Origin of the sequence: Bradyrhizobium sp. SK17 (genome assembly GCF_002831585.1) — a bacterium.
GTDB lineage: Bacteria > Pseudomonadota > Alphaproteobacteria > Rhizobiales > Xanthobacteraceae > Bradyrhizobium.
Map to the genome: position 1 here is coordinate 2,539,777 of NZ_CP025113.1, position 25,183 is coordinate 2,564,959.

The following is a 25,183-nucleotide window of genomic DNA, read 5'->3' on the forward strand; positions in this document are numbered from 1 at the left end:
GCTCACCATAATTCGAATAATCTTCGAAAAATGTTGCGCCGCCGTCCCGGTGATGTCAAGGTTTTCGGGGGTGCCGGAGAGAGGACGATGATGCTTGCAGGCCTGATGCAGCAAGTGCCGCTCACGCTAAATCTGGTGCGGGAGCGGGTTGGCGACCTCTATCCGAACAAGACCGTGACGACGCGGTTTCACGACCGCATCCACGTCATCGGCTATGCCGCGATGCTCGATCGCGCCGGGCAGCTTGCCAATTATCTCGCCGGGATCGGCGTCGGCCGCGGCATGCGCGTCGCCACGCTGGCCTGGAACTCGCATCGTCATCTCGAGCTCTATCTTGCGGTGCCCTGCATGGGCGCGGTGTTGCATACGATCAACGCGCGGCTGCTGGCGCCCGACATCGCGCGCTTGCTGGCGCATGCCGGCGATCAGGTGCTGTTCGTCGACCGCTCGATCTGGCGCACCATCGGCCGCGAGATCGTGCTGCCCTCTGGGGTTCGCCATGTTGTGATCATGGAAGACGAGGTCGATCCGTCGATCGATCCCCCGGCGCCGATGGGTACACCCGCAACGCTGTATGAGGCCGCGATTGCCGGCCACGGCAGTGCCTTCGCATGGCCCGACCTCGACGAGAACGAGGCGTCGGGCCTCTGCTACACCTCCGGCACCACAGGCGATCCCAAGGGCGTGCTCTACAGCCATCGCTCGACGACCCTGCATACGCTGGCCTGCCTGTTCGCCGACGGCATCGCGATGCGCGAGCGCGACGTCTGCCTGCCGGCGGTGCCGATGTTCCATGCCAATGCCTGGGGCTTTCCCTATGCTGCGCTGATGGCCGGCGCCGCGCTGGCGTTGCCATGTCGCCAGATCGACCCGGTGGCCCTGGTCGAGCTGGTCGAGGTGGCGCAGGTGACGATGGCAACGGCGGTGCCCACGGTCTGGCTCGGCTTCCTCGATCATCTCGGCAAGCATCCGCAGGCGGTCGCGCGCATCGCATCGCTGCGCCGGCTGCCGGTCGGCGGTGCCGCGATCGGCCAATCCTTCATCGATGGTTTCGCGCGGCTCGGCATCGAGGTGATGCATTGCTGGGGCATGACGGAGATCTCGCCGCTCGGCCTGACCAATGTCGCGCGTTCCGATCTCGACACGGAGGAGACGCGCAGCACCCGCACGGCGCAAGGCTTGCCGATCCCGGGCTGCCGGTTCCGCAATGTCGATGCGGAAGGCGTGCCGTGTGGCCGCGACGGCACGACACCGGGCGAATTGCGGATCTCGAGCCCGTGGGCGGCGGCGTCCTATTTCGCCGGCCCGGCCGACCAGGCCCCGTCGGCGGATTCCTTTGCCGTCGAGGACGGGCGTACCTGGCTGAAGACCGGCGACATCGCGACCATCGACCGGCATGGCTATGTCAGGATCGTCGATCGCGCCAAGGACCTGATCAAGTCGGGCGGCGAATGGATCTCGAGCCAGGCGCTCGAGCTACAGATCATGAACCATCCCGACGTGCGCGAGGCCGCGGCGATCGGCAGGCCGGACCCGAAATGGCAGGAGCGGCCGGTGATCTGTGTCGTGCTGCGATCCGATGCCGCCGAGCCTCGCGAGCGCTTCGCGCGCGAATACCGTGACTATCTCGCTAGCTTCTTTCCGAAATGGCAGATACCGGACGAGGTGATCTTCTGCGCCGAGCTGCCGAAGGGCAAAACCGGCAAGATCGACAAGATCGCGCTGCGCCGGACGTTCGGAAGCTCCTGAAGCGCCCGCCGGGCATGACCTGCGGAAATCGATGGCGGTCTGCGCAACGTGGCGCAGCCCACAGCGCGCGGCCGTCCCATCCCGCCGCAACTTTGTCCACTTGTTACGGGACAAAACCACGAGTTGTAGGCAGGTCGCCTGTCGCTTGGGGGAGAATATGATGTCGCGTGCGTTTCGATCCAGTCATTCCGCAAAGGCCGTCGCCGGTCTCCTCTTCGCGCTTGTTGCTTGGTTTGCGGTGCCGGCCGTCGCCCAGACGCCGGATGCCAACCTCCCGCGCGTGCTCGTGCTCGGCACCGGCGGCACCATCGCAGGCCAGGCCAATGCACGCGCTGGCAATGCCTATGACTCAGGCAAGGTCAGCGCGGCGAACCTGATTGCCGCCATTCCCGGCATCGACAAGCTTGCGCAGATCTCGGCCGAGCAGATTTCCTCGATCGGCTCGCAGGACATGAACGACAAGGTCTGGTTCGATCTCGTCAAGCGCATCCGATCGGCCATCGACAACAAGGAGGTCGACGGCGTCGTGATCACGCATGGCACCGACACGATGGAGGAGACCGCGTTCTTCCTGCAAAACGTGCTCGACACCGACATGCCGGTCGTGCTGGTCGGCTCGATGCGGCCCTCGACCGCGATCGGTGCCGATGGCCCGGCCAATCTCTACGAGGCGATGCGCGTCGCCGCGTCGCCGGAATCCCGCGGTCGCGGCGTGCTGGTGGTGCTCAACGACACCATCCATGCGGCGCGCTGGGTGCAGAAGACCAATACCACCAGCGTCCAGACGTTCCGCTCACCCGATGCGGGGCCGGTCGGCTATGTCGATACCGGTTCGCTGCGCTTCCTGCAGCCGGCCATCACGATCAAGACGGCGAAGCTGAAGCTGCCGGATGCGCCGCCACTGCCGCGGGTCGACGTCGTCTATTCCCACGCCAACATGGACGCCGCTGAAGTCGAGGATGCGGTCAAACGTGGCGCCAAGGGCATCGTGCTGGCCGGTGTCGGCGACGGCAATTCATCGAAGGGCGCGATCGACGCGCTCGCCGCCGCGGCAAAGCAGGGTGTCCTGGTGGTTCGCTCGACCCGCGTCGGCTCCGGCTATGTGAACCGCAACGTCGAGGTCGAGGACGACAAGCTCGGCTTTGCGGTCTCGCTCGATCTCAATCCGCAGAAGGCGCGCGTGCTGCTTCAGCTCCTGATCGCCAACGGCGTCACCGACCCCGTTGCGGTTCAACGGGCGTTCGCCCAGCAGTGATCGTGATACACGAGGCACCATGTATCTCGGGATCGATCTCGGCACCTCGGCGGTCAAAACCGTTCTCGTCGACGAGGGGCAGCGCGTGGTGGCGAGCCGCAGCCAGCCGCTGACGGTGGCTTCGCCGCGACCGGGCTATAGCGAGCAGGATCCGGCGCAATGGGTCGATGCCACCTTCGCGACGCTGGACGCGTTGAAGGCAGATCATCCGGCCGAATTGGCTGCTGTCGACGGCATCGGCCTGTCCGGCCAGATGCACGGCGCGACGCTGCTCGACGCCAGCTTGAAGCCGTTGCGGCCCTGCATCCTCTGGAATGACGGACGCTCGGCCGCGGAATGCGCCGAACTGGAGCAGCGATGGCCAGCCTTGCGGTCGACCACCGGCAACAAGGCGATGCCCGGATTCACGGCGCCGAAGCTGTTGTGGGTCGCCAGGCACGAGCCGGAGATCTTCGCCGCCACCAGGCTGGTGCTGCTGCCGAAAGCCTATCTGCGCCTGGTGCTCACGGGCGAAGCGATCGAGGATATCTCGGACGCCTCCGGAACGCTGTGGCTCGATGCGGCGCGACGGGACTGGTGCGATGCCGCGCTCGCCGCGGCCGGCCTGTCGCGCCGCCAGATGCCGCGACTGGTCGAGGGCTGTGCGCCGTCGGCGCGGCTCCTGAACGAGCTCGCGCAGCGCTGGGGCATGACCAGACGGCCGATGATCGCCGGCGGCGCCGGCGACAATCCCGCGGGTGCCGTCGGCATCGGCGCGATCGGCCCCGGCACCGCCTTCGTCTCGCTCGGAACTTCCGGCGCGCTGCTGGCGCCAACCGATACGATTGCCGCCGATCCGGCCCGCGCCGTGCATACATTCTGTCATGCGGTTCCTGGAATGTGGATCCAGGCCGGCGCGATCCTCTCGGCGGCGTCGTGCCTTGCCTGGATCGCGCGGCTGCTGCGGACCCCCGAGGCCGAGTTGCTGGCGCCGCTCGGGGATCGCCCGAAGCTGCCCTCGCATGTCAGCTTTCTGCCCTATCTGTCCGGTGAGCGGACGCCGCATGACGACCCCGATGTGCGCGGCATGCTGGATGGCTTGAGTCACGGCACCGATCGCGACGCCATCGTGCAGGCGGTGCTCGAAGGCGTCGCCTTCGCGCTGGCGGATTGCCGCGACGTGCTTTCCGATGGTGGAATCGCGATCTCCGAAGTGGATGCGATCGGTGGCGGCTCGCGCTCGCGGTTCTGGCTTGCCGTGCTGGCCAGTGTCCTCGACATTCCGGTGCACCGCTTTGCCGATGGCGAAACCGGGGCCGCGTTCGGCGCCGCGCGGCTCGGACGCCTCGCGGTCAGCGGTGAGCCGATCGAGGCCGTCTGCACCGCGCCGCGGCGCGTCGAGACCTTCGAGCCCGATCGCGCGCTTGCGGCAGCCTATGCCGAACGGCTGCCAAAATGGCGCGGCCTGTACCGGCCGCGGCGCTGACCAAAGCCGACGCCTCCTTGAGATTCACCACCTGGAGGCTATGCCGGAGCAGGCCCCTCGATCCGGTGCACCTCACGCACGGCGTCACGATTGGCGATCCGGGCGTAATGCGCAGCCAGGTTGGGGTAGGCGCCAATATCGAAGCCGACGCGCGGCGTCCAGCCCGTCATCGCATAGAGGCCGACGTCGGCAATGGAGTAGCTCTCGCCCAACAGATAGGCGCTCGTAGAGAGGTGCTGGTCGAGAAATGCGAAGCGTGCCTTCAGCCGCTCGCGAAACACGTCCTTCGCCCGCTCATCCAGCGCAGTGTAGAACAACGGGCCGAGACCTCCCTTGTGCAGCTCACTGGAGAGGAAATTCAGCCAAGTCTGCAACCTGGCCCGCTCGATGGTTCCGTGCGATGGTGCGAGCCTTCCGGTCGGGTCGCGGTCTGCGATGTATTGGACGATCGCGGCGGCCTCGAGAAGGACGCTGCCATCATCGAGTCCCAACGCCGGTATGTATCCTAGCGGGTTTATTGTTCGGTAGTCTCCGCCATCCGCCATCGTCTTGCTCACTTCATCGACTCGAACGCCGATAAAGGGAAGACCGCTCTCGAGCAGGGCGACATGGGGCATCAGCGATATCGTCCCCGGCGCGTAGTACAGCTTCATGCCACCATCTTTCCTGGTCTCCGGCGCCGACGCATGAGGGGAGCTGCCCATCGGCAGGGAGAATGGGCGAAGTTTCGGCCGGGACGCAATCGCGAAAAATTCGCGTTGCCTTGCCCTCGGTTCCCGGTTCGCGTTTTGCTCGAACCTATTGCCCTACGCAGCGGCCTTTTGTTTAATGCGCGCACGCGCGCGAGATACCGACAACAACTTGCGGGTGCGACGCAACGCCGTCGGTGCCGTGGGAGGCAAGATGATCGACCCGATCCTCGAGATGCGCCGGGTCTCCAAGTCCTTCTTCAGCATCAAGGCACTCCGCGGCGTCGACCTCACGGTCTATCCCGGAGAAATCCACGCTTTGATGGGCGAGAACGGCGCCGGCAAATCGACGCTGATGAAGATCCTGTCGGGCGCCTACCGGCCAGATCCGGGCGGCGAGATCCGGATCGAGGGCAAGCCTGTGCATTTCAACGGCCCGCATGCCGGCCGCGCGGCAGGCATCTCGATCATCTATCAGGAACTGTCGCTCGCCCCCAATCTCAGCGTCGCACAGAACATCTATCTCGGCCGCGAGGTCTCGCGCTTCGGCGTGCTGGCCCGCGACGCGATGGAGACCGCCGTCGGTCCGATCCTCGAACGGCTCGGCGCGGATTTCACGCCGTCGACGCTGGTCGCCGGCTTGTCGATGGGCCAGCGCCAGCTGGTCGAGATCGCCCGCGCGCTGCACGCCCGTTCGAAGATCCTGATCATGGACGAGCCGACCACCGCATTGTCGGCGGGCGAGAGCGAGCGGCTGTTCGGACTGATCAGCCGGCTCCGTGCCAACGGCCTTGCCATCATCTACATCTCGCATCGCATGGACGAGGTCTACGCGCTCGGCGACCGCGTCACGGTGCTGCGTGACGGCACGCTGGTCGGCTCGCTCGACAAGCCCGAGATCCGCGCCGACACCATCGTCCGCCTGATGGTCGGGCGCGATGTCTCATCCTTCTACAAGAAGGAGCACGATCCAAAAACTGATGCGGATGCGCCGCGTGGCGCTCCCGTACTTGCGGCCGTCGACCTCGCCGACGGACCACGCGTCAAGGGTTGCTCGCTGACCGTGCATGCCGGCGAGGTGGTTGGTCTCGCCGGGCTGGTCGGCGCCGGCCGCACCGAGCTTGCCCATCTGATCATCGGCGCCGCGCCCAAGACTTTGGGCCATGTTGAAATTGACGGACACAAGGTCGACATTGGCACACCCGGCGAGGCGCTCGCGTCGGGCATTGCCTACCTCACCGAGGACAGGAAGGCGCTCGGCCTGTTCCTCGACATGTCGTGCCTCGACAACATCAATCTCGCCGTGCTGGGTCGCGACGCGAAGCGCGGCGGAATCCTCGACCGCGACAAGGCACGCGATCGCGCCAACAAGGCATTCGCTGCCTTGGGCATCCGTGCTTCGGATATCCGCGTGCCGGCCGGTCGCCTGTCCGGCGGCAACCAGCAGAAGGTGCTGCTGTCGCGGCTGCTTGCGACCACGCCCAAGATCCTGATCCTCGACGAGCCGACCCGCGGCGTCGACGTCGGCGCCAAGTCCGAGATCTATTCGATCATCGACAATCTCGCCAAGTCGGGCACGGCAGTGCTGGTGATCTCCTCCGACCTGCCCGAGATCATCGGCATCTGCGACCGCGTCATCGTGATGCGCACCGGGCTGATCGCCGGCGAGATCAGGCGGACGGCGATCACGCCGCTCGACCAGGAGCAGATCATGGCGCTCGCAACCGGAATGGAGCAGGTCGATGCCTGATGACGGTGCTTCCGCGAAGGCCGCAGCGTCCGGCGTCGTCGCCGCGCAGGAAACGAGGCGTCAGCGGACGGCGCTGCTGATCCGCTCGGCCGGCATGCTGCCGGTGCTGGTGCTGCTGTGCCTCGGCTTCCATCTGCTGTCGGACGGCCGCTTCTTCACCGCGCAGAATCTCGGCATCGTCGTGCAGCAGGCCGCCGTCAACACCGTGCTGGCGGCCGGCATGACCTTTGTCATCCTCACCGGAGGTATCGATCTCTCGGTCGGCTCGATTCTGGCGGCCTCGGCAATGGCCGGGCTGATCATCTCCAAACTTCCCGATCTCGGCGCGTTGTGGTTGCCGGCCGCGGTGCTCACCGGCGCCGCCTTCGGCATCCTCAACGGCGGCTTCATCGCGTTGCTGCGCCTGCCGCCCTTCATCGTGACACTGGGATCGCTCACCGCCGTGCGCGGCGTGGCCCGTCTGCTCGGTGCCGACACCACCGTGTTCAATTCGGAGATTCCCTATGCTTTCATCGGTAACGGGTCGCTGACGCTCATTCCCGGCGTGCTGTCGATTCCCTGGCTCTGGGTGATCGCGTTGCTGGTGATCCTCGCCTCCTGGCTGGTGCTGCGGCGTACCGTGCTCGGCGTGCACATCTACGCGGTCGGCGGCAATGAGAGCGCGGCACGGCTCGCCGGCATCAAGGTCTGGGCGGTGCTGATCTTCGTCTATGCCGTGTCCGGTCTGCTGGCGGGCCTTGGCGGTGCCATGCAGGCGGCGCGGCTGTACGCCGCCAACGGCCTGCAACTCGGCCAGTCCTACGAGCTCGACGCGATCACCGCCGTGATCCTCGGCGGCACCTCGTTTGTCGGCGGCATCGGCTCGATCTGGGGCACGCTGGTCGGCGCGCTGATCATCGCCGTGCTGTCGAACGGCCTGATTCTCACCGGCGTGTCGGACGTCTGGCAATACGTGATCAAAGGCCTCGTGATCATCGGTGCGGTGGCGCTCGACCGCTACCGGTTGCAGGGCTCGGCGCGCACTTAAGGCATGGTCCGGAACAGCGTGAAGCGGTTTTCCGAGGAGATCATGCCCAACCAGTCAACAATCCGGCGCGGTCACTGGTCGCCGCGCGGGAGCTTCAAACAGACCAGGGAGGAAGCCAATGAAGACGATCTCGATTGCCGGCGCTGTCGTGGCGCTCGCCCTCGGCTCTGCGCCGTGCTTCGCCAAGGAGCTGAAGTCGATCGGCATCTCGCTGGGCTCGCTGGGCAACCCGTTCTTCGTCGCCCTGTCGAAGGGCGCCGAGTTCGAGGCCAGGAAAACCAACCCCAACATCAAGATCACGACGGTCGGCTTTGAATACGATCTCGGCAAGCAGGTGACCCAGATCGACAATTTCATCGCCGCCGGCGTCGACCTGATCCTGCTCAATCCGGGCGATCCCAAGGCTGTTGGCCCAGCGATCAGGAAGGCGCAGGCGGCAGGCATCATCGTCGTTGCCGTCGACACCGCTGCCGAAGGCGCCGATGCCACTGTCACCACCAACAATGTCCAGGCCGGCGAGATTTCCTGCCAGTACATCGTCGACAAGCTCGGCGGCAAGGGCGACGTGATCATCGAGAACGGGCCGCAGGTCTCCGCAGTGATCGACCGCGTGACCGGCTGCAAGAACGTGCTTGGCAAGAATCCCGGCATCAAGGTGCTGTCCAGCGACCAGGACGGCAAGGGTTCGCGCGAAGGCGGCCTGACGGTGGCTCAGGGCTATCTGACCCGCTTCGCCAAGATCGATGCGATCTTCGCCATCAACGATCCGCAGGCGATCGGCACCGATCTCGCCGCGCGCCAGCAGAACCGCAGCGGCATCATCATCACTGCCGTCGATGGCGCGCCCGACATCGAGGCCGCGCTGAAGGATCCCGCCGCGCAGCAGATCCAGGCCTCGGCCTCGCAGGATCCGTTCTTCATGGCACGCCGCGCCGTGCAGATCGGCGTCGGCCTGCTCAACGGCCAGAAGCCCGCATCGACCGTCGAACTGCTGCCGTCAAAGCTGGTGACGCGCGCCAATATCGCCGAATACAAGGGCTGGACCTCGGACCGTTCGCAATAGCGCAAGCAGCACGGGCTGCGCGATCCACGACGTGACGATGGTGACCGGAGCGCCGGTCACCTCGGCGATCTCCCGGTCAGCCGCCAGACGCGCGTTGCGCCGACAAGGGGGCTGCGCCGGCGCTCTCGGACGCAGCATTCAGTCGGAGCTGCCGGTGGCAGCAGCACCGCCGAGAAACAGTTTCCATGCCTTCTTGAAATAGGCCTTTCGATCCGCCGGCGGCAGCGGCTTGTAGCCGAACATGGCCAGCGTCGTGGGGCCGACGATGATGCTGTTGATGAGGTGATTTGTCAGGAAGGTGGCATCGGCGGCAACCAGATGCCGGTCCTTCTGTGCCTGCACGACGCCCGCGCGCAGCAGATCGGAGATCGCATCCGCCTCGGGGCCGACGCGATCGCTGTCGGCGATCAGCATCTCGCTCAAGGCAATCCGCTTGAACGCAATCAACTCGGGATCGAGATTGATATCGAGCAGGCAACTCGTCAGCTCCCTGAGCTGAGCGAGGCTGTCCTGCTCCGCACTACCGGCTCCGAGATCGTCAAGGCGGGCCATGATGCGCTTGCGGCTGCGCTCCAAAACGGCGTTGAACAAGGCGCGTTTCGATGCGTAGCGCCGATAGATCGTGTCTTTGCCGGCGCCGCACATCGACGCCACGCGCTCGACCGATGTTGCGGCGTAGCCGTCCCTTGCGAACAGTTCGGCGGCGATCGCGAGGAGGCGATCCTCGACGAGCGCCGCTTCGGCTTTGGTCGGCCGGCCGCCACGTCTTCTTCGGCTTCGCTGGCCTCGTTTCGCGTTACTGCCTTCCATCATGTCCCCGAGACGCGCCTGCCTGCGCGGCAGATTGTAATATGTCTAAATCATTGAAAACGCCATTATATAAACTGGACAGGTGCGTCCCGTTTTGTTTACTCGCGAGCGAAATTTGGCGAGGGGGCCTAGATGGGTGTTTCGAAGGACGCGCAGGCATCGTGGAAGGCGGCGCTGCTGCTCAGCGCTGCGGCGATGCCGGCACTGAACTGGCCGGCTCATGCTCAGAGTTCGATTCTGCCGCCGGTGAGCGTCGAGGCCCCCCAGGTGCGGCGAGCGACCCGCGCGGTGATTGCGCCGCGTCCGCACGCGGCTCCTCGTCGAACCGCGCGTCCGTTGCTGCAACAGGGACAGGTCGGAGCGGTGGTCGCGCGCGGCGTCTCGGCGACGGCAGGCCGAACCGACACGCGTGATCGGGTGTTCGCAACCAGCCAGTCGACCGCGACGAAGACGTCCACGCCTGTCCTGGAGACGCCGCAGTCGATTTCGACGGTGACCCGTCACCAGCTCGACGAGCAGAATCCGCAGACTGTCGGCAACGCGCTGCGATACACCGCCGGCGTGCTCTCCGAGGTCGACGCCACGTCGCGCTACGACAGCGTCTTCCTGCGCGGCTTCGGAGCGTTCGGCACAGCGACCAACTTCGTCAGCTTTCTCGACGGGCTGAAACTGCCGCGCGGGCAGGCATTCGCGGTGACGTCGATCGATGCGTTCCTGCTCGATCGTATCGACGTCATCAAGGGACCGTCGGCCGTATTGTACGGACAGATCAGCCCGGGCGGTCTGGTCAATCTGGTCAGCCGCCAGCCGAGCGAAGTCCCCTATAACGAGGCCCGCATCGAGGGCGGCAGCTTTGGCCGGATCCAGAGCGGCATCACCAGCCAGGGATATCTGGATGCCGCCAAGCAATGGCTTTACAGCATCAGCGCCATCGGCCGGATGTCCGACACCAGGTATGACGGCGTCGAGGAGCAGCGCGTCGGCGTCGCGCCGGCGATCACGTGGCGCCCCGATGCCGATACCCAGCTGACGATATCGGGATTCTATCAGCGCGACCCGAAGGGCGGCTATTTCAACTCGCTCTACCCGCAATCGCTGGCGCCCGCGGCCTATCGGCCGTATCTGAATCGAAACCTCAATATCGGTGATCCCGGGTTCGAACGCTTCGAGCGCGAGCAGACTGGCTTCGGCTATGTTTTCGATCGGCGCCTGAACGATGTCGTCAGCGTCCATTCGGCCTTGCGGTATTCGCAGGTCGATACCGATCTCCGCGCCATTCAGATGGTCGGGCCGATCACGGCGGCCGGGACTATTCCGCGTGCCGCGATCGGATCGACGGAGCATGCGACGGGGCTGGCGGCGGACAACCGGTTGCGCTTCGACTTCATGACGTCAGGCATCGATCATACCGTGCTGGCAGGCGTCGATCAGCAGAATGCCAGGAGCTCGTGGCTCTATCAGTTCGGCGCCGCGAGCTCGCTCGACGTGGTCAACCCAGCCTACAACCAGCCGGTCGGAGCCTTGGCTCCGTTCATCAACAACGACCAGACGCTGTCGCAGACCGGCGTCTATGTTCAGGATCAGATGAAGTTCGGCGGCTTCCGCCTCACGCTCGGGACGAGGCATGACTGGACCGAGCAGAAGACCGACAATCGGCTCAACGGCACGTCACAAGGCCAGGACAGCGACAAGCAGACCTATCGGGCTGGCCTGCTCTATCTCTTCGACAATGGCCTGGCGCCCTATGCAAGCTATTCGACATCGTTCGAACCCGTGATCGGCGTCGGCAGCAACGGCTTGCCGTTTGCGCCGACCACCGGCGAGCAGTATGAGGCGGGCCTGAAATACAAGCCGACCTTCGCCGACATGCTGTTCACCGCGGCCGTGTTCGATCTGCGCCAGCGCAACATCCTGACGCCGTCGACGGTGCCCGGCTTCAGCGTGCAGCAGGGCGAGGTCCGGTCGCAGGGTGTCGAGCTCGAGGCGCGGGCCAGGGTGACCGAGACCATCGAGATCATTGCGGCATCGACCTTCCTCGACACCAGGGTAACGCAATCGACCGATCTGCTGGCGATCGGCAAACGGCCTCAGGCCGTGCCCAAGCATTTCGAATCGGTCTGGGCCAACTACAGCTTCCTGAACGGGGGCTTGGCCGGCTTGACCATTGGCGGCGGCGTACGGTCGGTCGGCTCGAGCTATGGTGACGACGTCAACAGCCTCGTCTCGCCGGGATATGTCGTGTTCGACGCGGCCGTGCGTTATGACCTCGTCAATTTGGTGCGCGCCTGGAAGGGGGCCGAGGTCACCCTCAACGTCACCAACCTGTTCGACAAGAGCTACTACACGAGTTGTAGCTCGAACTTCTACTGCCAGTTCGGCAATGGCCGGCTGGTGCTCGCCGGCTTGCGTTACCGCTGGTGAGGGCTGCGCTGGCAGGCCAGTCGCCAGCCTCGGTGCATCAAGCATCGCCCGCCCGTCCGCATCGTCGTCAAGCCATGGCTGTCCGTGTTCCCCACCGAAAGATCCGCCCGCCAATCTGGCGGGCGGATCGATTTGCGCTATCTGTTCACGGTGGAGGATCGCCCGATGCCCTTGTGGACCTGCGAACAATGCGGCGCGCAATTTCCTGAAGCCGCATCGCCGCCGTCGTCGTGCCCGATCTGCGAGGACGAGCGGCAATATGTGAACTGGGAGGGGCAGGCGTGGCTGACGCGCGAGGAGCTCGCGCAGCGGCATCGGCTGGTCTGGCGCGACGATCTCGGTCTCGTCGGGATCGCGCTCGCGCCGTCATTCGCGATCGGGCAACGTGCGCTGCTGGTGCCCGACCGCGGCGGCTGCGTGATGTGGGACTGCGTGCCGCTGGCGACAGAGGAGGCAATCGCGCATGTCAAGTCACTCGGCGGGCTGAACGCGATCGCGATCTCGCACCCGCATTATTATGGCGCGGTCGCCGACTGGAGCGCGGCGTTCGATGACGCGCCGATCTATCTGCACGGCGACGATGCGCAGTGGGTGACGCGGCCCTATCCGTCGATCGTGCCGTGGCAGGGCGACAGCCATCGCATCTCCGACGACATCCTGTTGGTGCGCGGCGGCGGGCATTTCGCCGGCGCCACCATGCTGCATTGGCGCAAGGGGGCGGACGGGCGCGGTGCACTGCTGACTGGCGACATCGCGATGGTGGCGATGGACCGCCGCTCGGTCAGCTTCATGTACTCCTATCCGAACTACATCCCGCTCAATGCCACGCTGGTCCGCGGCGTCGCGCGGGCGGTCGCGCCGCTGGCCTTCGACCGCATCTATGGCGCGTGGTGGGGCAAGAACATTGCCGCCGACGCCAAGGCGGCATTCGACCGTTCGGTGGAGCGCTATATCGCTGCGATCTCGGGTTGACGGTTCCTTCCGCGCGTCTTGCCACAGGGCGTGGTCGCGCTATATCAGGACTTTCCCGCCACTTCAGGTTTATTCGAGTTTCCGCATGACCACCACTGCTGCCGCCGAATCCCAGCCGTTCCAGGCCGAGGTTGCCGAATTGCTGCACCTGATGGTGCATTCGGTCTATTCCGAGACCGACATCTTCCTGCGCGAATTGATCTCGAACGCGTCGGATGCCTGCGACAAGCTGCGCTATGAGGCGATCGCCAATCACGGCCTGATCGGCGACGGTACGCCGCCGGAGATCAGGATCGTGCCCAACAAGGCGGCGAACACGCTGTCCGTGGTCGATACCGGCATCGGCATGGAGCGCCAGGAGCTGATCGACAATCTCGGCACCATCGCGCGCTCCGGCACTAAATCGTTCCTGTCGAAGCTGACTGAGGCCAAGGACGGCGCCAATCTGATCGGCCAGTTCGGCGTCGGCTTCTATGCGGCCTTCATGGTCGCCGAGAAGATCGTCGTCACCAGCCGTCGCGCCGGTTCCGACGAGGTGTGGGTGTGGACGTCGGAAGGCGGCAGCGGTTTCGAGATCGCTCCCGCCAGCGAGGCGGCCGCGCAGCGCGTCGCGCGCGGCACCGAGATCGTGCTGCACCTGAAGAAGGACGCCGCAAAATACCTCGAGGCCTACGAGATCGAGCGCATCGTCCGCGAATATTCCGACAACATCCAGTTTCCGATCCTCCTGGTGCCGGAGGAGGGCGAGCCGCGCCAGATCAACTCGGCGAGCGCGCTGTGGCAGCGCTCGAAATCCGAGCTCACGCCGGAGGACTACGCGCAGGCCTACAAGCAGATCGCGGGGGCGTTCGACGAGCCGGCGATGACGCTGCACTACCGTGCCGAGGGCCGCCAGTCCTACGCGGTGCTGCTGTTCGCGCCGTCGGAGAAGCCGTTCGACCTGTTCCAGGTCGAACGCAAGGGCAGGGTGAAGCTCTATGTCCGCCGCGTCTTCATCGCCGACGACGCCGAGCTGTTGCCGGCATATCTGCGCTTCATCCGCGGCGTAATCGACAGCGAGGACCTGCCGCTCAACATCTCGCGCGAGATGTTGCAGAACAATCCGCAGCTCGCCCAGATCCGCAGGGCGATCACCGGTCGCGTGATCGGCGAGTTCGAGACGCTGAGCGAGAAGGAGCCGGAGACCTTCGCCAAGATCTGGGACGCGTTCGGCTCCGTGATCAAGGAAGGCATCTACGAGGATTTCGAGCGCCGCGAGAAATTGCTGGCGCTGGCATGCTTCACCACGACGGTGGGCGAGAAGCGCTCGCTGAAGCAGTATGTCGACGATTTCAAGCCGAACCAGACCGAGATCTATTACCTGGTCGGCGACAGCGTCGAGCGGCTGAAGTCGAACCCGAAGCTGGAATCGGCGCGTGCCCGCGGCATCGAGGTGCTGCTCTTGACCGATCCGGTCGATGCGTTCTGGACCTCGGCGCCGCTCGAGTTCGGCGGCAAGCCGTTGAAGTCGCTGAGCCAGGGCGATGTCGATTTCGGCCTGATCCCGCTCGTCGACGACAAGGACGACAAGAAGGACGAGCCCGCGGCCGATGCCGCGACCACGATCGCGGTGATCAAGGATGCGCTCGGTGAACGCGTCTCCGACGTCCGCGCCTCGCAGCGGCTGACCTCGAGCGCGTCGTGCCTGGTCGCCGGCGGCGATGCGCGTGACCGCGCGCTGGAGCGGCTGCTCGCCCAGCAGAACCGCGGCGAGCTCACCAAGCCGGTGCTCGAGATCAACCTGCACCATCCGCTGGTCGCAGCGCTCGCGACCGACACGGCGCAGGCCAAGGACCTCTCGCTCCTGCTGTTCGAGCAGGCGCAGATCCTCGACGGCGAGATGCCCGATGATCCCGCCGCCTTCGCCAGCCGCCTGAACCAGCTCGTGCTGCGCGGGCTGGGGAAGTAGGCTCACCCGTGGCTCAGATTTCGCTGCACTCCATCCGGGCTGCGCGTTTTCTTTCCGTCATCCCCGCGCAATGGCGTAGCCATTGTCGCTGGAGGTGCGAGCGGAGCGAGCCTCGAAGGATGAACGGCTGAGCTGTCAGAGCGGGGCCGTGCATGCTTCGAGACGCCGCTTCGCGGCTCCTCAGCATGACGGGACAAAGGAGCTCGCGGCAGGCGCGAACGCGCACCCGGCGCGCTCAGCCGATCGTGGCGGCGTCCGGCTGCGGATTGCCGAGATCGTCGGTCGGCACCAGCTGCTGGGTGAAGGCCGAGACATAGGCCGCCCATTCCGGCTCGCCGAGATCGACCATGACGGCGCCGTCCTGCCAGATGTCGTTGTGGTCGTTGGAATCATCGCCCGGGCGATGGATGAAGCCCTTGGTCGAGCCCTGGTTGAGATGGACGTCGTGCAGGCCGTTGCCCTGCGCGTAGAAGCGGCCGAAGATGTAGACGTCGCGGCTTTCCTGATGCGCGCGCGACAACAGCCGCCTCAGCGTCGCCGCCGGCTCGGTGTCGTCGGAACCGTCCATCACGTCGCTGTCGCGCCATTTGCCGGTGTTGTCGAGTAGATTGCTGCGCAGGAAATCCAGCGCCGGCAATTTCTTCTGCCCGGTCAGGTCCTGCGAACCGCCGCCCGCGGCCGCAAGCGTCTGGATGATCGGATGGCGGAAGTCGAACACCAGCTTGTATTTCAATAGATCGTCCGCGTCATTGGTGCCGACATTGATCGCAACGTCCCATTGCTCGCCGTCGACATCGAGATTGCAATGCAGGTGATATTGCGTCTCGTGCCCGTGGCGCGACGGCTTCAATGAGGGCTCGGAGGTCACCTTGGTCTTGACGAATCCGTAGGCGAGGGTCACGGCGCGATCCTTTCCGGTTCAGGCGGGCATTTTTTCCAACCTACAACCTGAGATGAGACGCGCGCGTGAAGCGGCCCACATTTGGGTCGCTCCCTTTCGCGACGGTGCACATGCGGGGACCCGCCACGTCAGAAGGCAGCTTCCATCTTGACAACGCCTTCGACTATTGATGTTATGTTATAACATTACATAGAAGCGTACGCCAATGTCCCGCCGCCGTCCCTCCCTCCAGCAACTGTTTGATCTCGATGCAAAAACTCCCCGTCACCATCTTGTCCGGCTTCCTCGGGGCTGGAAAGACCACTTTGCTGAACCACGTCCTGAACAACCGCCACGGCCTGAAAGTAGCGGTGATTGTGAACGACATGAGCGAGGTGAACATCGACGCCGACCTCGTTCGCGATGGCGGTGCGAACCTGTCCCGGACTGACGAGAAGCTGGTCGAGATGAGCAACGGCTGCATCTGCTGCACGCTGCGCGACGATCTCCTGAAGGAGGTGCGCGCGCTGGCCGAGAGCCGCCGCTTCGACTATCTGCTGATCGAATCGACCGGCATCTCCGAGCCGCTGCCGGTCGCCGCGACCTTCGAGTTTCGCGACGAGCATGGCGAGAGCCTGTCCGACGTCGCCCGGCTCGACACCATGGTCACGGTGGTCGATGCCGCCAATCTGCTGAAGGACTATGCTTCGACCGACTTCCTCTCCCAGCGCGGCGAGGCGCTCGACGGCGACAAGCGCACACTGGTCGATCTCCTGGTCGAGCAGATCGAGTTCGCCGACGTCATCGTGTTGAACAAGATCGATGCGGCGACGCCGGCGCAGCGCGAGGCCGCCCGCACCATCGTGCGCGCGCTCAACCCGGATGCCGACATCGTCGAGGCGAGCTTCGCGAACATCCCGTTCGACCGCGTGCTCGACACCGGCCGCTTCGACCATGAGCGCGCGCAGCAGCATCCGCTCTGGCACAAGGAGCTCTATGGCTTCGCCGAGCATGTGCCGGAGACCGAGGAATACGGCATCACGAGCTTCGTCTATCGCGCGCGGCGTCCGTTCGATCCGGTGCGCTTCCACGCTTTCCTGCGCGAGAGCTGGCAGGGCGTGATCCGCGCCAAGGGCCATTTCTGGATCGCAACCCGACCGGATTGGTGCGGCGAGATGAGCCAGGCCGGCGCGATCGTGCGCACCGAAGGGCTCGGCTCCTGGTGGGCCGCGATCCCGCGCGAGCGCTGGCCGGATCATCCCGATTGGCACCTGATGATGCAGCGGAGCTGGAACGACCACTATGGCGATCGCCGCCAGGAGCTCGTCTTCATCGGCTCCGGGATGAACGAGGACGATATTCGCCGCCGCCTCGATGCCTGCCTCGTCACCGGCAAGCCCGGCATGGACCCGCAGGCGTGGCAACAGCTTCGCGATCCGTTTCCACTGTGGCGGAGGGCGGGCGAGGCAGCGTGAAGCAGCAGCCGTAGCGCTCCATCTCCGTCATCCTGAGGAGCGCGGAACGCGCGTCTCGAAGGATGAATCGGCCCGGCTGGTGGCCGTCGATCCTTCGAGACGCCGCTTCGCGGCTCCCCAGGGTGACGGGATTCCACTCCGGGCTGCGGTTCAAAACCTGCCCCCGACCCGCGCCGTATCTGCTAGAGATTCTAGAGGTGGAAACGGTGCGGCGTTGCGATGGCTGTTGGCAGCGAGGTCTTCTACGGCGGGATTCCGGTGTTTCGCAGCTTCGCGAAGCTGATGGATCCCGCGCTGTATGCGCCGCTGCCGGGTGACTGGTCGGTCGGCGTCGCCGATATCGTCGAGTCCACCAAGGCGATCGCGGCGCAGCGCTACAAGGCGGTCAACATGGCCGGCGCCGCGGTGGTTGCCTCGGTCACCAATGCGCTGGAGGGCCGCGAATTCCCGTTCGTGTTCGGAGGCGATGGCGCCAGCTTCGCGGTCGCGCCAGCCGATCTCGCCAGCGCGCGCACGGCGCTGGCCGCCACCGCGCGCTGGGTGCGCGACGACCTAGACCTCGTGCTGCGCGTGGCGCTGGTGCCGATGTCCGCAATCCGCTCCGTGGGCGCCGACGTCCGCGTCGCGCGGTTCGGACCGTCGGCCAATCTGTCCTATGCGATGTTCTCCGGGGGCGGGCTTGCCTACGCCGACGCCGCGATGAAGCGCGGCGAGTTCGCGATCGATCCGGCGCCCGAGGGTACGCAGCCCGATCTGTCGGGCCTGTCCTGCCGCTTCGAGGTGATGCCGTCAGCGCGCGGTGTCATCCTCTCGGTGCTGGTGCTGCCGGCGCAAGCAGCCGATCCCGCCGCCTTCCGCAAGGCGATCGAGGACATCGTCGCCCGCGTCGAGAAGAGCCCCGATGCCGGACGGCCGGTGCCCGCAAGTGGCCCGCCGCTGCGCTGGCCGCCGCAGGGCATGGAGTATGAAGCGCGCGCCCGGCGCGGCGGCCCGCTGGTGCTGCGGCGCGCCGCCGTGCTCGCATTCACGCTGTGGGCCTACGCGCTGATGCGCTTCAACATTCCGGTCGGCAAGTTCGTGCCGAAGACCTATGTGCGGCAGCTGGTCGAGAACTCCGACTTCCGCAAATTCGACGACGGCCTGCGCATGATCCTGGACTGTACGCCGGAGCTCGCCGCCGAGCTCGCGCAGCGCCTCGCCGCCGCCGCGGCGCAGGGCATCGTGCGCTACGGCCTGCACGAGCAGGATGCCGCGATGATGACCTGCTTCACACCGTCGGTGATGCGCGCCGACCACGTCCATTTCATCGATGGCGCCCGTGGCGGCTACGCCTCCGCCGCCACTGCGCTGAAGGCACGCGCGGTTACTCCCGCATAGCCAGCAGCGTCAGATGATCCCACCAGGAATTCTCGGCGATCTCCTGCGAGATGATCTGAAATCCCGCGGCCGCGATCTCGCACGCAATGTCTTCAGCCGGCAGCAGCGTTCGATAGGTGAAGCCGTCCTTGCGCAGGGTGCGGGTCGCGGCATCATATTGCGCGCGAGCACCGTCTGATTTCGGCAGGCCGCACATCGTGCTGACGAGAAGCATGCCGCGCGGTCGCAGCACCCGCTTGACCTCGGCGAGTCCGCGCCGGCGATCCGCACCGATCAGGCAATGCAGGCAATTGCCGTCGATCGCAATGTCGAATCTGCCAGCGTCGAACGGCATGGCGCAGATATCGCCGTGGTGAAATGCTCCCGCGAGTGAAGCGGCGATGAACAGCTCCCGCGCCCAGCCGATGGCTTCCCGCGAGATGTCGATGCCCTCCACCGCGTAGCCGCGCTGCGCGAATAGCGAGGCGACCATGCCGTTGCCCGTGCCGAGCTCGAGCAACTGCGCCGGCGCGCGCGGAAACATAGGCTCTGCGACAAGCCGCGCAACCATGCTGGCCCATCCTTCGAGGCGTCGTGAATGATGCTCACCGCCCCATCCGGGATGACCGCTCTGGCGCAGCCGTGAATAGATATGGTCGACGTCGTGCAACGGCGGCTCGCCGCCAAATCGCTATCGTCCCACCCGCGTCCAGATCTCGCCGCCGCACAGTGCGCCGACGCAGCCTTCGACACGCAGCGTGTTCTCGCCGGTCACCGTGATGCTGCTGGCATAGGTGCCGCCATCATCGGCATTGTAGATCTGGCCCGACCATTTGCCTGCCGCGACCGGGTGCATGCCGGAGAACAGCGGCAGCCCGATGATCGGCCGGCTGGCCAGCGCCGGATTGGAATTCTTGTTGTCGACCTGCGGCTTGCCGGTCATGGGATCGATCGGATCACGCAGGCTGACCACCACGCCGCAGATCCCGCCACCGCATTTCGTGACCTTGACGCGGGCATCGCCGGCCTGGGTCTGCCAGACGCCGACAGGCTCGGGCGCGCCCTGCGCATGCGCGGCGGGCGCGGCAAGCGCCGTCGCGATGATGGCGATCACCAGTCCGAATTTGCAGGCCATGATTTGTTCCCCAAGAGGCTGGCCTGCATAGCAAGTCGAATGATTTCTGCAATGACATATTCGCGTGATCGGACGAGTGCGGTCCGAAAATTTCTTTAGGTTATTTCCGCTGCCGCAATGCTCAGGCAAGACTCAGCTGCCGCGCAACGTTATCCCCAGCGGGTCAGCCGGATCGAGACGATCGTGGCGAGGCCGAACGCCACCATCGCGGCGCCCACCAGCGCAAACAATGTCCAGGCCGGGGCGCTCGCGGCGGCGAGCCACCAGCCGCCGATGCCGACCATGAGCAGGCGAATGGTCCCGGCCAGCACCGGGCCGCCGACCTTGGCCGCGCCTTGTGACGAGAAATAAAGACAGACGCCGACGCCGAAGAAGCCGAAGCCCGGCCCAGCCAGTGCGAAATAGGAGGATGCGGCGGCGGTGACGCCGGGATCATTGGTGAACAGCGCGATCCACAGCGTCGGCTTGAGGGCAACCACAAGTCCGACCAGCCCGACCACGAGGCCCGCGACCGTACCGGCGGTCCACGCCACCTTGCGAGCCCGTGCAACGAGCCCCGCGCCGATCGCCATGCCGACCATCGGCACCGAGGCGACGCCGACCGCGAAGGCGATCGGGATCAGCAGGAATTCGAGCCGCGAACCCATGCCGTAACCGGCCAATGTCTCGGTGCCGAAGCCGGCGAGGATCTTGGTGAAGATCAGGATGGTCAGCACGCTTTGCAGCGGCGACAGGCAGGAGATCGCACCGACCTTGAGGATGTCGAGGAACATCGCGCGCTGGAAGCTGAATGCGGAGAGATCGAGCTTCAGGCGGCTGCGGCCGCTGGCGAGATACCAGGCAAGGAAGATCGCGCCGAGCGTGAACGCTGTGAGCTGGCCGGCGGCGACGCCGCGCATGCCAAGACCGGGCACGCCGAACAGGCCGAGACCAAGCACGCCGCCGACCGCGATCTGGACCATCGACACCGTGATCAGCGTCATCGAGGGAATCCGCATGTCGCCGGTGCCACGCACCACCGACGCCAGCGTGTTGACCAGCCAGATCGAGATCGCGCCGGAGAACAGCACCTGCGAATAATGCAGGGACTGCTCGAGCACGCCGCCATGGCCGCCGAGCAGCGCATAGAAGCTGCGGCCGAAGCCCAGCATCATCACGGTGAAGAACAGGCCGAGGCCGACCCCGATGATCGCCGCATGCAATGCCAGGTCGGCAGCGCGGTCTCGGTCGCCGGCGCCGAGCGCGCGGCTGATCGCCGAAGAGACGCCGCCGCCCATCGCGCCCGCCGACATCATCTGGTTCAGCATCGCGAACGGAAACACCAGCGCGATGCCCGCCAGCGGCTCGGTGCCGAGCCGGCCGATATAGGAGGTCTCGGCCACCGCGACCAAAGTCGAGCCGAACATCGCGATGGTGTTGGGGACAGCGAGCTTCAGCAGCGTCGGCAGGATCGGCGCGGTGAGCAACTGATTGACCGGACTGGCCGGCGTCGCCGCGGCGGAACGCGCGTCGTCGATCGAGGCGTCAATGGTCATGCTGTTGCCTTCACCTCGCCCGCAAGCAGGAGGGGGGCGTGGTGCCGGTCTGGGCGCTGTTCGACGTCAATTGATCATCCCGCAATCAATAAATGATGATCAACATTTTACGGCGTGCGTCACGCGCAAGCCACCCGCGCCTGCGCAAGGGTCACCATGGCAAGCCGCATAGGTCGATCTTGCCCTGACGCGGGGCGCGGACGATGTCGTTGACGAGCGGCGCCATGGCCTCGAACCGGATCGTCCCCGACGGCTGTTCGCAGGTGACCTCGCCGGTGAAATGATGCCAGCCGCGGGCCTCGTAGAACGCGAAATTGTGCGGCTCGCAGAATAAGATTGCAAACTTCACCGCGTCATTGGCACGAATCGTGTGCACGGCGGCGTCGAGCGCGAGTGACGCATAGCCACGCCGTCGGCAGTCCTCGCGGGTCGAGACCCCGCCGATGCCGCCGACATGTACCTTGTGGCCGTTCCAGATGATGGTCCGGAAATAGATACCGACGTGGCAAGCCAGGCCGCCATCGTCAGGCGCGTCGAGCAACACGCGCAAATCCGCGTGAGCCCATTTGATATCGCCCCAGGATTTGTCCTTCATGACGTCAGGGCTCCAGACCGCCCGGAGCAGCGGCTCGGCGCGCTGCCGTGACGCATCTCCGTTGAGAATGTCGATTTCGATGCTCATCGTCGCCGTCCTGGGCCTGCTTTGGGTTGTGTCGATCTGTCATACACGATCTGAAAATGCGGTGTTTCTCAGCCGTGGAACCTTCTATAAGGGGGACCCGTTAAGTGTAGTCTCCCACCCTCTGTTGGACATTACCCCATGACCTTCACGCTACCCGATCTGCCCTACGCCCACGACGCCCTTGCGCCTTACATGTCCAAGGAAACGCTGGAGTTTCACCACGACAAGCACCACCAGGCCTACGTCACCAACGGCAACAACGCGATCAAGGGGACCGAATACGAAGGCAAGTCCCTCGAGGAGATCGTGAAGACCTCGTTCGGCAAGAACGCTGCCGTCTTCAACAATGCCGGCCAGCACTACAACCACATTCACTTCTGGAAGTGGATGAAGCCGAATGGCGGCGGCAGCAAGCTGCCCGGCCGGCTGGAGAAGAAGATCAACGAAGACCTCGGTGGCTTCGAGAAGTTCAAGACCGACTTTGCCGCCGCCGGCGTCGGCCAGTTCGGCTCCGGCTGGGCCTGGCTCCAGGTCAAGGGCGGCAAGCTCGAGATCGCCAAGACGGCGAACGGCGAGAACCCGCTGGTCCACGGCGCGGTGCCGATCCTCGGCGTCGACGTCTGGGAGCACTCCTACTACATCGACTACCGTAACCGCCGTCCGGACTATCTGAAGGCGTTCGTCGACAGCCTGGTCAACTGGGACTACGTCGACGAGCTGTTCGGCAAGGCCGGTTGATCTTGTCATTCCGGGGCGATGCGAAGCATCGAACCCGGAATCCATCGGGCCGCACGCTTGATGGATGAATGGTTTCCGGGCTCGGTCCTGCGGACCGCCCCGGAATGACGACAAGGTTACTTTGGAAGAGGGCGGCAGGATCAACTGCTGCCCTTTTTGTTTTCTTGCAGCGGCCACAGCCATGCGGCACAAGGAACGGATGGGGCAGGCGACAAGCTATCTTCTGGTGTTCTTCGGCGGCGGCCTCGGCGCGACGCTGCGGCATCTGATCAACATCACCTGCGCGCGCTGCCTCGGCACCGCGTTTCCCTGGGGCACCTTCATCATCAACATCACGGGTTCGACCGTGATGGGCCTGATCGCCGGCTATCTCGCCTTCAAGGGCGAGGCCTCGCAGCCCTGGCGGCTGTTCCTGATGACCGGCATTCTCGGCGGCTACACCACCTTCTCGGCGTTCTCGCTCGACACCGCATTGCTTTATGAGCGTGGCGAGGTTGGGCTGGCGGTGCTGTATGTGCTGGGCTCGGTGCTGCTCTCGATCGCGGGCCTGTTCGCAGGACTTGCGATCATCAGGCATTTGACCTGAATCACCCGCGGCCGTCATTCCGGCGCTCGCGAAGCGAGAGCCCGAAATCCATCGGGCCGCGCATCGGGGTGATGAATGGATTCCGGGCTCAGCCCTTCGTGCTGCCCCGGAATGACGAGAGATCCGTTCATCCCCGGAACCTGCCAAGGGGCTCGTCCGCCGGCATTTCCCGCCTCCAGATTTCCCTTTGGTAACCTCGCCTTAACCATGATTAGCGTTTGGTTAGGGCCGGAATGCCGCGCGAAAAGCCCTCGTTTTGACATGTTGGCAGGGGAAGCAGGGCCCGGCTTTGGACGGGCCCCCCATGCGACAGATGTAAGAGGCTCTCGCGCAGTTCTTGCCGCGCCGGGCGCGGCCGTGAGACCGGTGCCGGTGACGGCCCGCCGAATTGGGACACTTGCGTTGAGAGGATATTGCCGATGAATCCCGCCGATGTGGCCCAGTCGACTCTGCCACTGGCATCGAGCGATGTGTCGCTGATCGCATTGTTTTGGCAGGCCCATTGGGTCGTCAAATGCGTGATGTTGGGACTTCTGTCCTGCTCGGTGTGGGTCTGGGCGATCGCGATCGACAAGATCCTGCTCTACGCCCGCACCAAGCGTGCGATGGACAAGTTCGAGCAGGCGTTCTGGTCCGGCCAGTCGATCGAGGAGCTCTACCGGGCCCTCTCGGCCAAGCCGACCCAGTCGATGGCCGCCTGTTTCGTGGCGGCGATGCGGGAGTGGAAGCGCTCCTTCGAGAGCCAGTCGCGGTCCTTTGCCGGCCTGCAGGCCCGGATCGACAAGGTCATGAACGTCTCGATCGCCCGCGAGGTGGAGCGGCTGGAACGGCGGCTGCTGGTGCTGGCCACCGTAGGTTCGGCCGGCCCCTTCGTCGGCCTGTTCGGCACCGTCTGGGGCATCATGTCGAGCTTCCAGTCGATCGCTGCCTCGAAAAATACCTCCCTGGCCGTGGTGGCGCCGGGTATCGCGGAAGCGCTGTTTGCCACCGCGATCGGCCTGATTGCCGCAATTCCGGCGACTATTTTCTACAATAAGTTCACTTCGGAGGTGAACCGGCAGGCCGCGCGCCTGGAGGGGTTCGCCGACGAGTTCTCGGCCATCCTGTCGCGTCAGATCGACGAGCGGGGCTGAGACCGATGATGATCACGATGGTCACTCTTGTGAGCGCACGATCATGGCGATGAGCATGGCAGGGTCCGGTGGCGGCGGCAGGCGCGGCCGCGGCGGACGCAAGCCGGTGATGGCCGAGATCAACGTCACGCCGATGGTCGACGTGATGCTGGTGCTCCTGATCATCTTCATGGTGGCGGCGCCGCTGATGACCTCGAACATCGACATCGACCTGCCGGTCGCAAGCGGCGGCAAGTCGATCTCGTCGAACCAGCCGCCCTTGACGCTGTCGGTCAAGCGCACCGGCGGTGGCTGCAACTCGAATGTCGAGCTCTATCTCGGCGACGCGCCGGTCACGGCCGCCGATTTCCCGGCCAAGATCAAGGCGATCGGCGATGCGCGGTCGGACGCTGAGAAAGTCGTCTACCTGCGAGGCGACAAGGACGTCTGTTACACGGATATGATGAAATTGCTCGGCGAGGTCCGGGCCGCGGGATTCAAGGCGAACATCGTCATCATCCCGGAAGGCGGATAG

The 25,183-nt window shown here is 65.1% G+C and carries 22 protein-coding genes; 15 read left to right on the forward strand and 7 right to left on the reverse strand.

What is annotated here, in order from left to right; translation table 11 throughout:
* The first annotated feature begins 87 nt into the window (after positions 1-87).
* The 3 genes from CWS35_RS11870 to xylB all read left to right on the forward strand — a co-directional run bounded on the left by CWS35_RS11870 (position 88) and on the right by xylB (position 4,469).
* Entirely contained in the window at positions 88-1,749 is a 1,662-nt protein-coding gene (locus tag CWS35_RS11870; protein ID WP_051404389.1) for an AMP-binding protein, read from the forward strand.
* A gap of 160 nt (positions 1,750-1,909) precedes the next feature.
* A complete protein-coding gene (locus CWS35_RS11875) occupies positions 1,910-3,004 on the forward strand; it encodes an asparaginase (protein ID WP_244442337.1) in 1,095 nt (364 codons plus the stop codon).
* A gap of 19 nt (positions 3,005-3,023) precedes the next feature.
* Complete coding sequence (gene xylB / locus CWS35_RS11880) at positions 3,024-4,469, forward strand: xylulokinase (RefSeq protein ID WP_100951994.1); 1,446 nt, start codon at positions 3,024-3,026, stop codon at positions 4,467-4,469.
* A gap of 38 nt (positions 4,470-4,507) precedes the next feature.
* Here xylB and CWS35_RS11885 read toward each other — a convergent pair whose 3' ends face one another.
* Positions 4,508-5,122: a glutathione binding-like protein gene (locus CWS35_RS11885; protein WP_024584903.1), complete on the reverse strand. Its 615-nt coding sequence runs from the start codon at positions 5,120-5,122 to the stop codon at positions 4,508-4,510.
* Between the two features lie 250 nt (positions 5,123-5,372).
* On the opposite strand from CWS35_RS11885, the gene CWS35_RS11890 reads away from it, so the two are divergent.
* The 3 genes from CWS35_RS11890 to CWS35_RS11900 all read left to right on the forward strand — a co-directional run bounded on the left by CWS35_RS11890 (position 5,373) and on the right by CWS35_RS11900 (position 8,998).
* A complete protein-coding gene (locus CWS35_RS11890; RefSeq protein ID WP_100956264.1) occupies positions 5,373-6,908 on the forward strand; it encodes a sugar ABC transporter ATP-binding protein in 1,536 nt (511 codons plus the stop codon).
* Entirely contained in the window at positions 6,901-7,935 is a 1,035-nt protein-coding gene (locus CWS35_RS11895; protein WP_100951995.1) for a ribose ABC transporter permease, read from the forward strand. Before CWS35_RS11890 ends, CWS35_RS11895 begins: the two co-directional genes overlap by 8 nt.
* A gap of 118 nt (positions 7,936-8,053) precedes the next feature.
* A complete protein-coding gene (locus tag CWS35_RS11900; RefSeq protein ID WP_024584906.1) occupies positions 8,054-8,998 on the forward strand; it encodes an ABC transporter substrate-binding protein in 945 nt (314 codons plus the stop codon).
* A gap of 138 nt (positions 8,999-9,136) precedes the next feature.
* On the opposite strand, the gene CWS35_RS11905 is transcribed toward CWS35_RS11900, so the two are convergent.
* Complete coding sequence (locus tag CWS35_RS11905; protein WP_100951996.1) at positions 9,137-9,811, reverse strand: TetR/AcrR family transcriptional regulator; 675 nt, start codon at positions 9,809-9,811, stop codon at positions 9,137-9,139.
* Between the two features lie 129 nt (positions 9,812-9,940).
* Between CWS35_RS11905 and CWS35_RS11910 the strand changes: the two genes are divergently transcribed.
* The 3 genes from CWS35_RS11910 (at position 9,941) to htpG (ending at position 15,149) form a co-directional block, all read left to right on the forward strand.
* On the forward strand, positions 9,941-12,229 hold the full coding sequence (locus CWS35_RS11910; RefSeq protein WP_245438941.1) for a TonB-dependent siderophore receptor: 2,289 nt from the start codon (positions 9,941-9,943) through the stop codon (positions 12,227-12,229).
* Between the two features lie 165 nt (positions 12,230-12,394).
* Positions 12,395-13,201 carry an MBL fold metallo-hydrolase gene (locus CWS35_RS11915; RefSeq protein WP_100956268.1) on the forward strand — a complete coding sequence of 269 codons (807 nt, stop codon included), beginning with the start codon at positions 12,395-12,397 and terminating at the stop codon, positions 13,199-13,201.
* 85 nt (positions 13,202-13,286) lie between these two features.
* Positions 13,287-15,149: a molecular chaperone HtpG gene (htpG, locus tag CWS35_RS11920; protein ID WP_100951997.1), complete on the forward strand. Its 1,863-nt coding sequence runs from the start codon at positions 13,287-13,289 to the stop codon at positions 15,147-15,149.
* Positions 15,150-15,384: 235 nt separating this feature from the next.
* Here the strand turns inward: htpG and CWS35_RS11925 are convergent, their stop codons facing one another.
* Entirely contained in the window at positions 15,385-16,050 is a 666-nt protein-coding gene (locus tag CWS35_RS11925) for a DUF2278 family protein (RefSeq protein WP_024584911.1), read from the reverse strand.
* A gap of 248 nt (positions 16,051-16,298) precedes the next feature.
* On the opposite strand from CWS35_RS11925, the gene zigA reads away from it, so the two are divergent.
* The gene (zigA, locus tag CWS35_RS11930; RefSeq protein ID WP_100951998.1) at positions 16,299-17,504 is read left to right on the forward strand and encodes a zinc metallochaperone GTPase ZigA; all 1,206 of its coding nucleotides are present in this window, start codon (positions 16,299-16,301) and stop codon (positions 17,502-17,504) included.
* A gap of 219 nt (positions 17,505-17,723) precedes the next feature.
* Positions 17,724-18,881 carry a DUF3095 domain-containing protein gene (locus CWS35_RS11935; protein ID WP_100951999.1) on the forward strand — a complete coding sequence of 386 codons (1,158 nt, stop codon included), beginning with the start codon at positions 17,724-17,726 and terminating at the stop codon, positions 18,879-18,881.
* On the opposite strand, the gene CWS35_RS11940 is transcribed toward CWS35_RS11935, so the two are convergent.
* The 4 genes from CWS35_RS11940 to CWS35_RS11955 all read right to left on the reverse strand — a co-directional run bounded on the left by CWS35_RS11940 (position 18,868) and on the right by CWS35_RS11955 (position 22,212).
* A complete protein-coding gene (locus CWS35_RS11940; protein WP_298275085.1) occupies positions 18,868-19,530 on the reverse strand; it encodes a class I SAM-dependent methyltransferase in 663 nt (220 codons plus the stop codon). The genes CWS35_RS11935 and CWS35_RS11940 overlap by 14 nt on opposite strands.
* Positions 19,531-19,551: 21 nt before the next feature.
* Positions 19,552-19,995, reverse strand: coding sequence for a DUF2147 domain-containing protein (locus tag CWS35_RS11945; protein WP_100952001.1), 444 nt, complete (start codon positions 19,993-19,995; stop codon positions 19,552-19,554).
* 149 nt (positions 19,996-20,144) lie between these two features.
* Positions 20,145-21,530 carry an MATE family efflux transporter gene (locus CWS35_RS11950; protein WP_100952002.1) on the reverse strand — a complete coding sequence of 462 codons (1,386 nt, stop codon included), beginning with the start codon at positions 21,528-21,530 and terminating at the stop codon, positions 20,145-20,147.
* 151 nt (positions 21,531-21,681) lie between these two features.
* Complete coding sequence (locus CWS35_RS11955; RefSeq protein ID WP_100952003.1) at positions 21,682-22,212, reverse strand: GNAT family N-acetyltransferase; 531 nt, start codon at positions 22,210-22,212, stop codon at positions 21,682-21,684.
* A gap of 138 nt (positions 22,213-22,350) precedes the next feature.
* Here CWS35_RS11955 and CWS35_RS11960 point away from each other — a divergent pair, with 138 nt between their 5' ends.
* From CWS35_RS11960 to CWS35_RS11975, 4 genes are all read left to right on the forward strand, one after another.
* The gene (locus CWS35_RS11960) at positions 22,351-22,950 is read left to right on the forward strand and encodes a superoxide dismutase (RefSeq protein WP_024584918.1); all 600 of its coding nucleotides are present in this window, start codon (positions 22,351-22,353) and stop codon (positions 22,948-22,950) included.
* A 199-nt stretch (positions 22,951-23,149) separates the two neighbouring features.
* Positions 23,150-23,536: a fluoride efflux transporter CrcB gene (crcB, locus tag CWS35_RS11965; protein ID WP_100956270.1), complete on the forward strand. Its 387-nt coding sequence runs from the start codon at positions 23,150-23,152 to the stop codon at positions 23,534-23,536.
* A 419-nt stretch (positions 23,537-23,955) separates the two neighbouring features.
* On the forward strand, positions 23,956-24,669 hold the full coding sequence (gene tolQ, locus CWS35_RS11970; protein WP_024584920.1) for a protein TolQ: 714 nt from the start codon (positions 23,956-23,958) through the stop codon (positions 24,667-24,669).
* Positions 24,670-24,712: 43 nt separating this feature from the next.
* Entirely contained in the window at positions 24,713-25,183 is a 471-nt protein-coding gene (locus tag CWS35_RS11975; RefSeq protein ID WP_024584921.1) for a biopolymer transporter ExbD, read from the forward strand.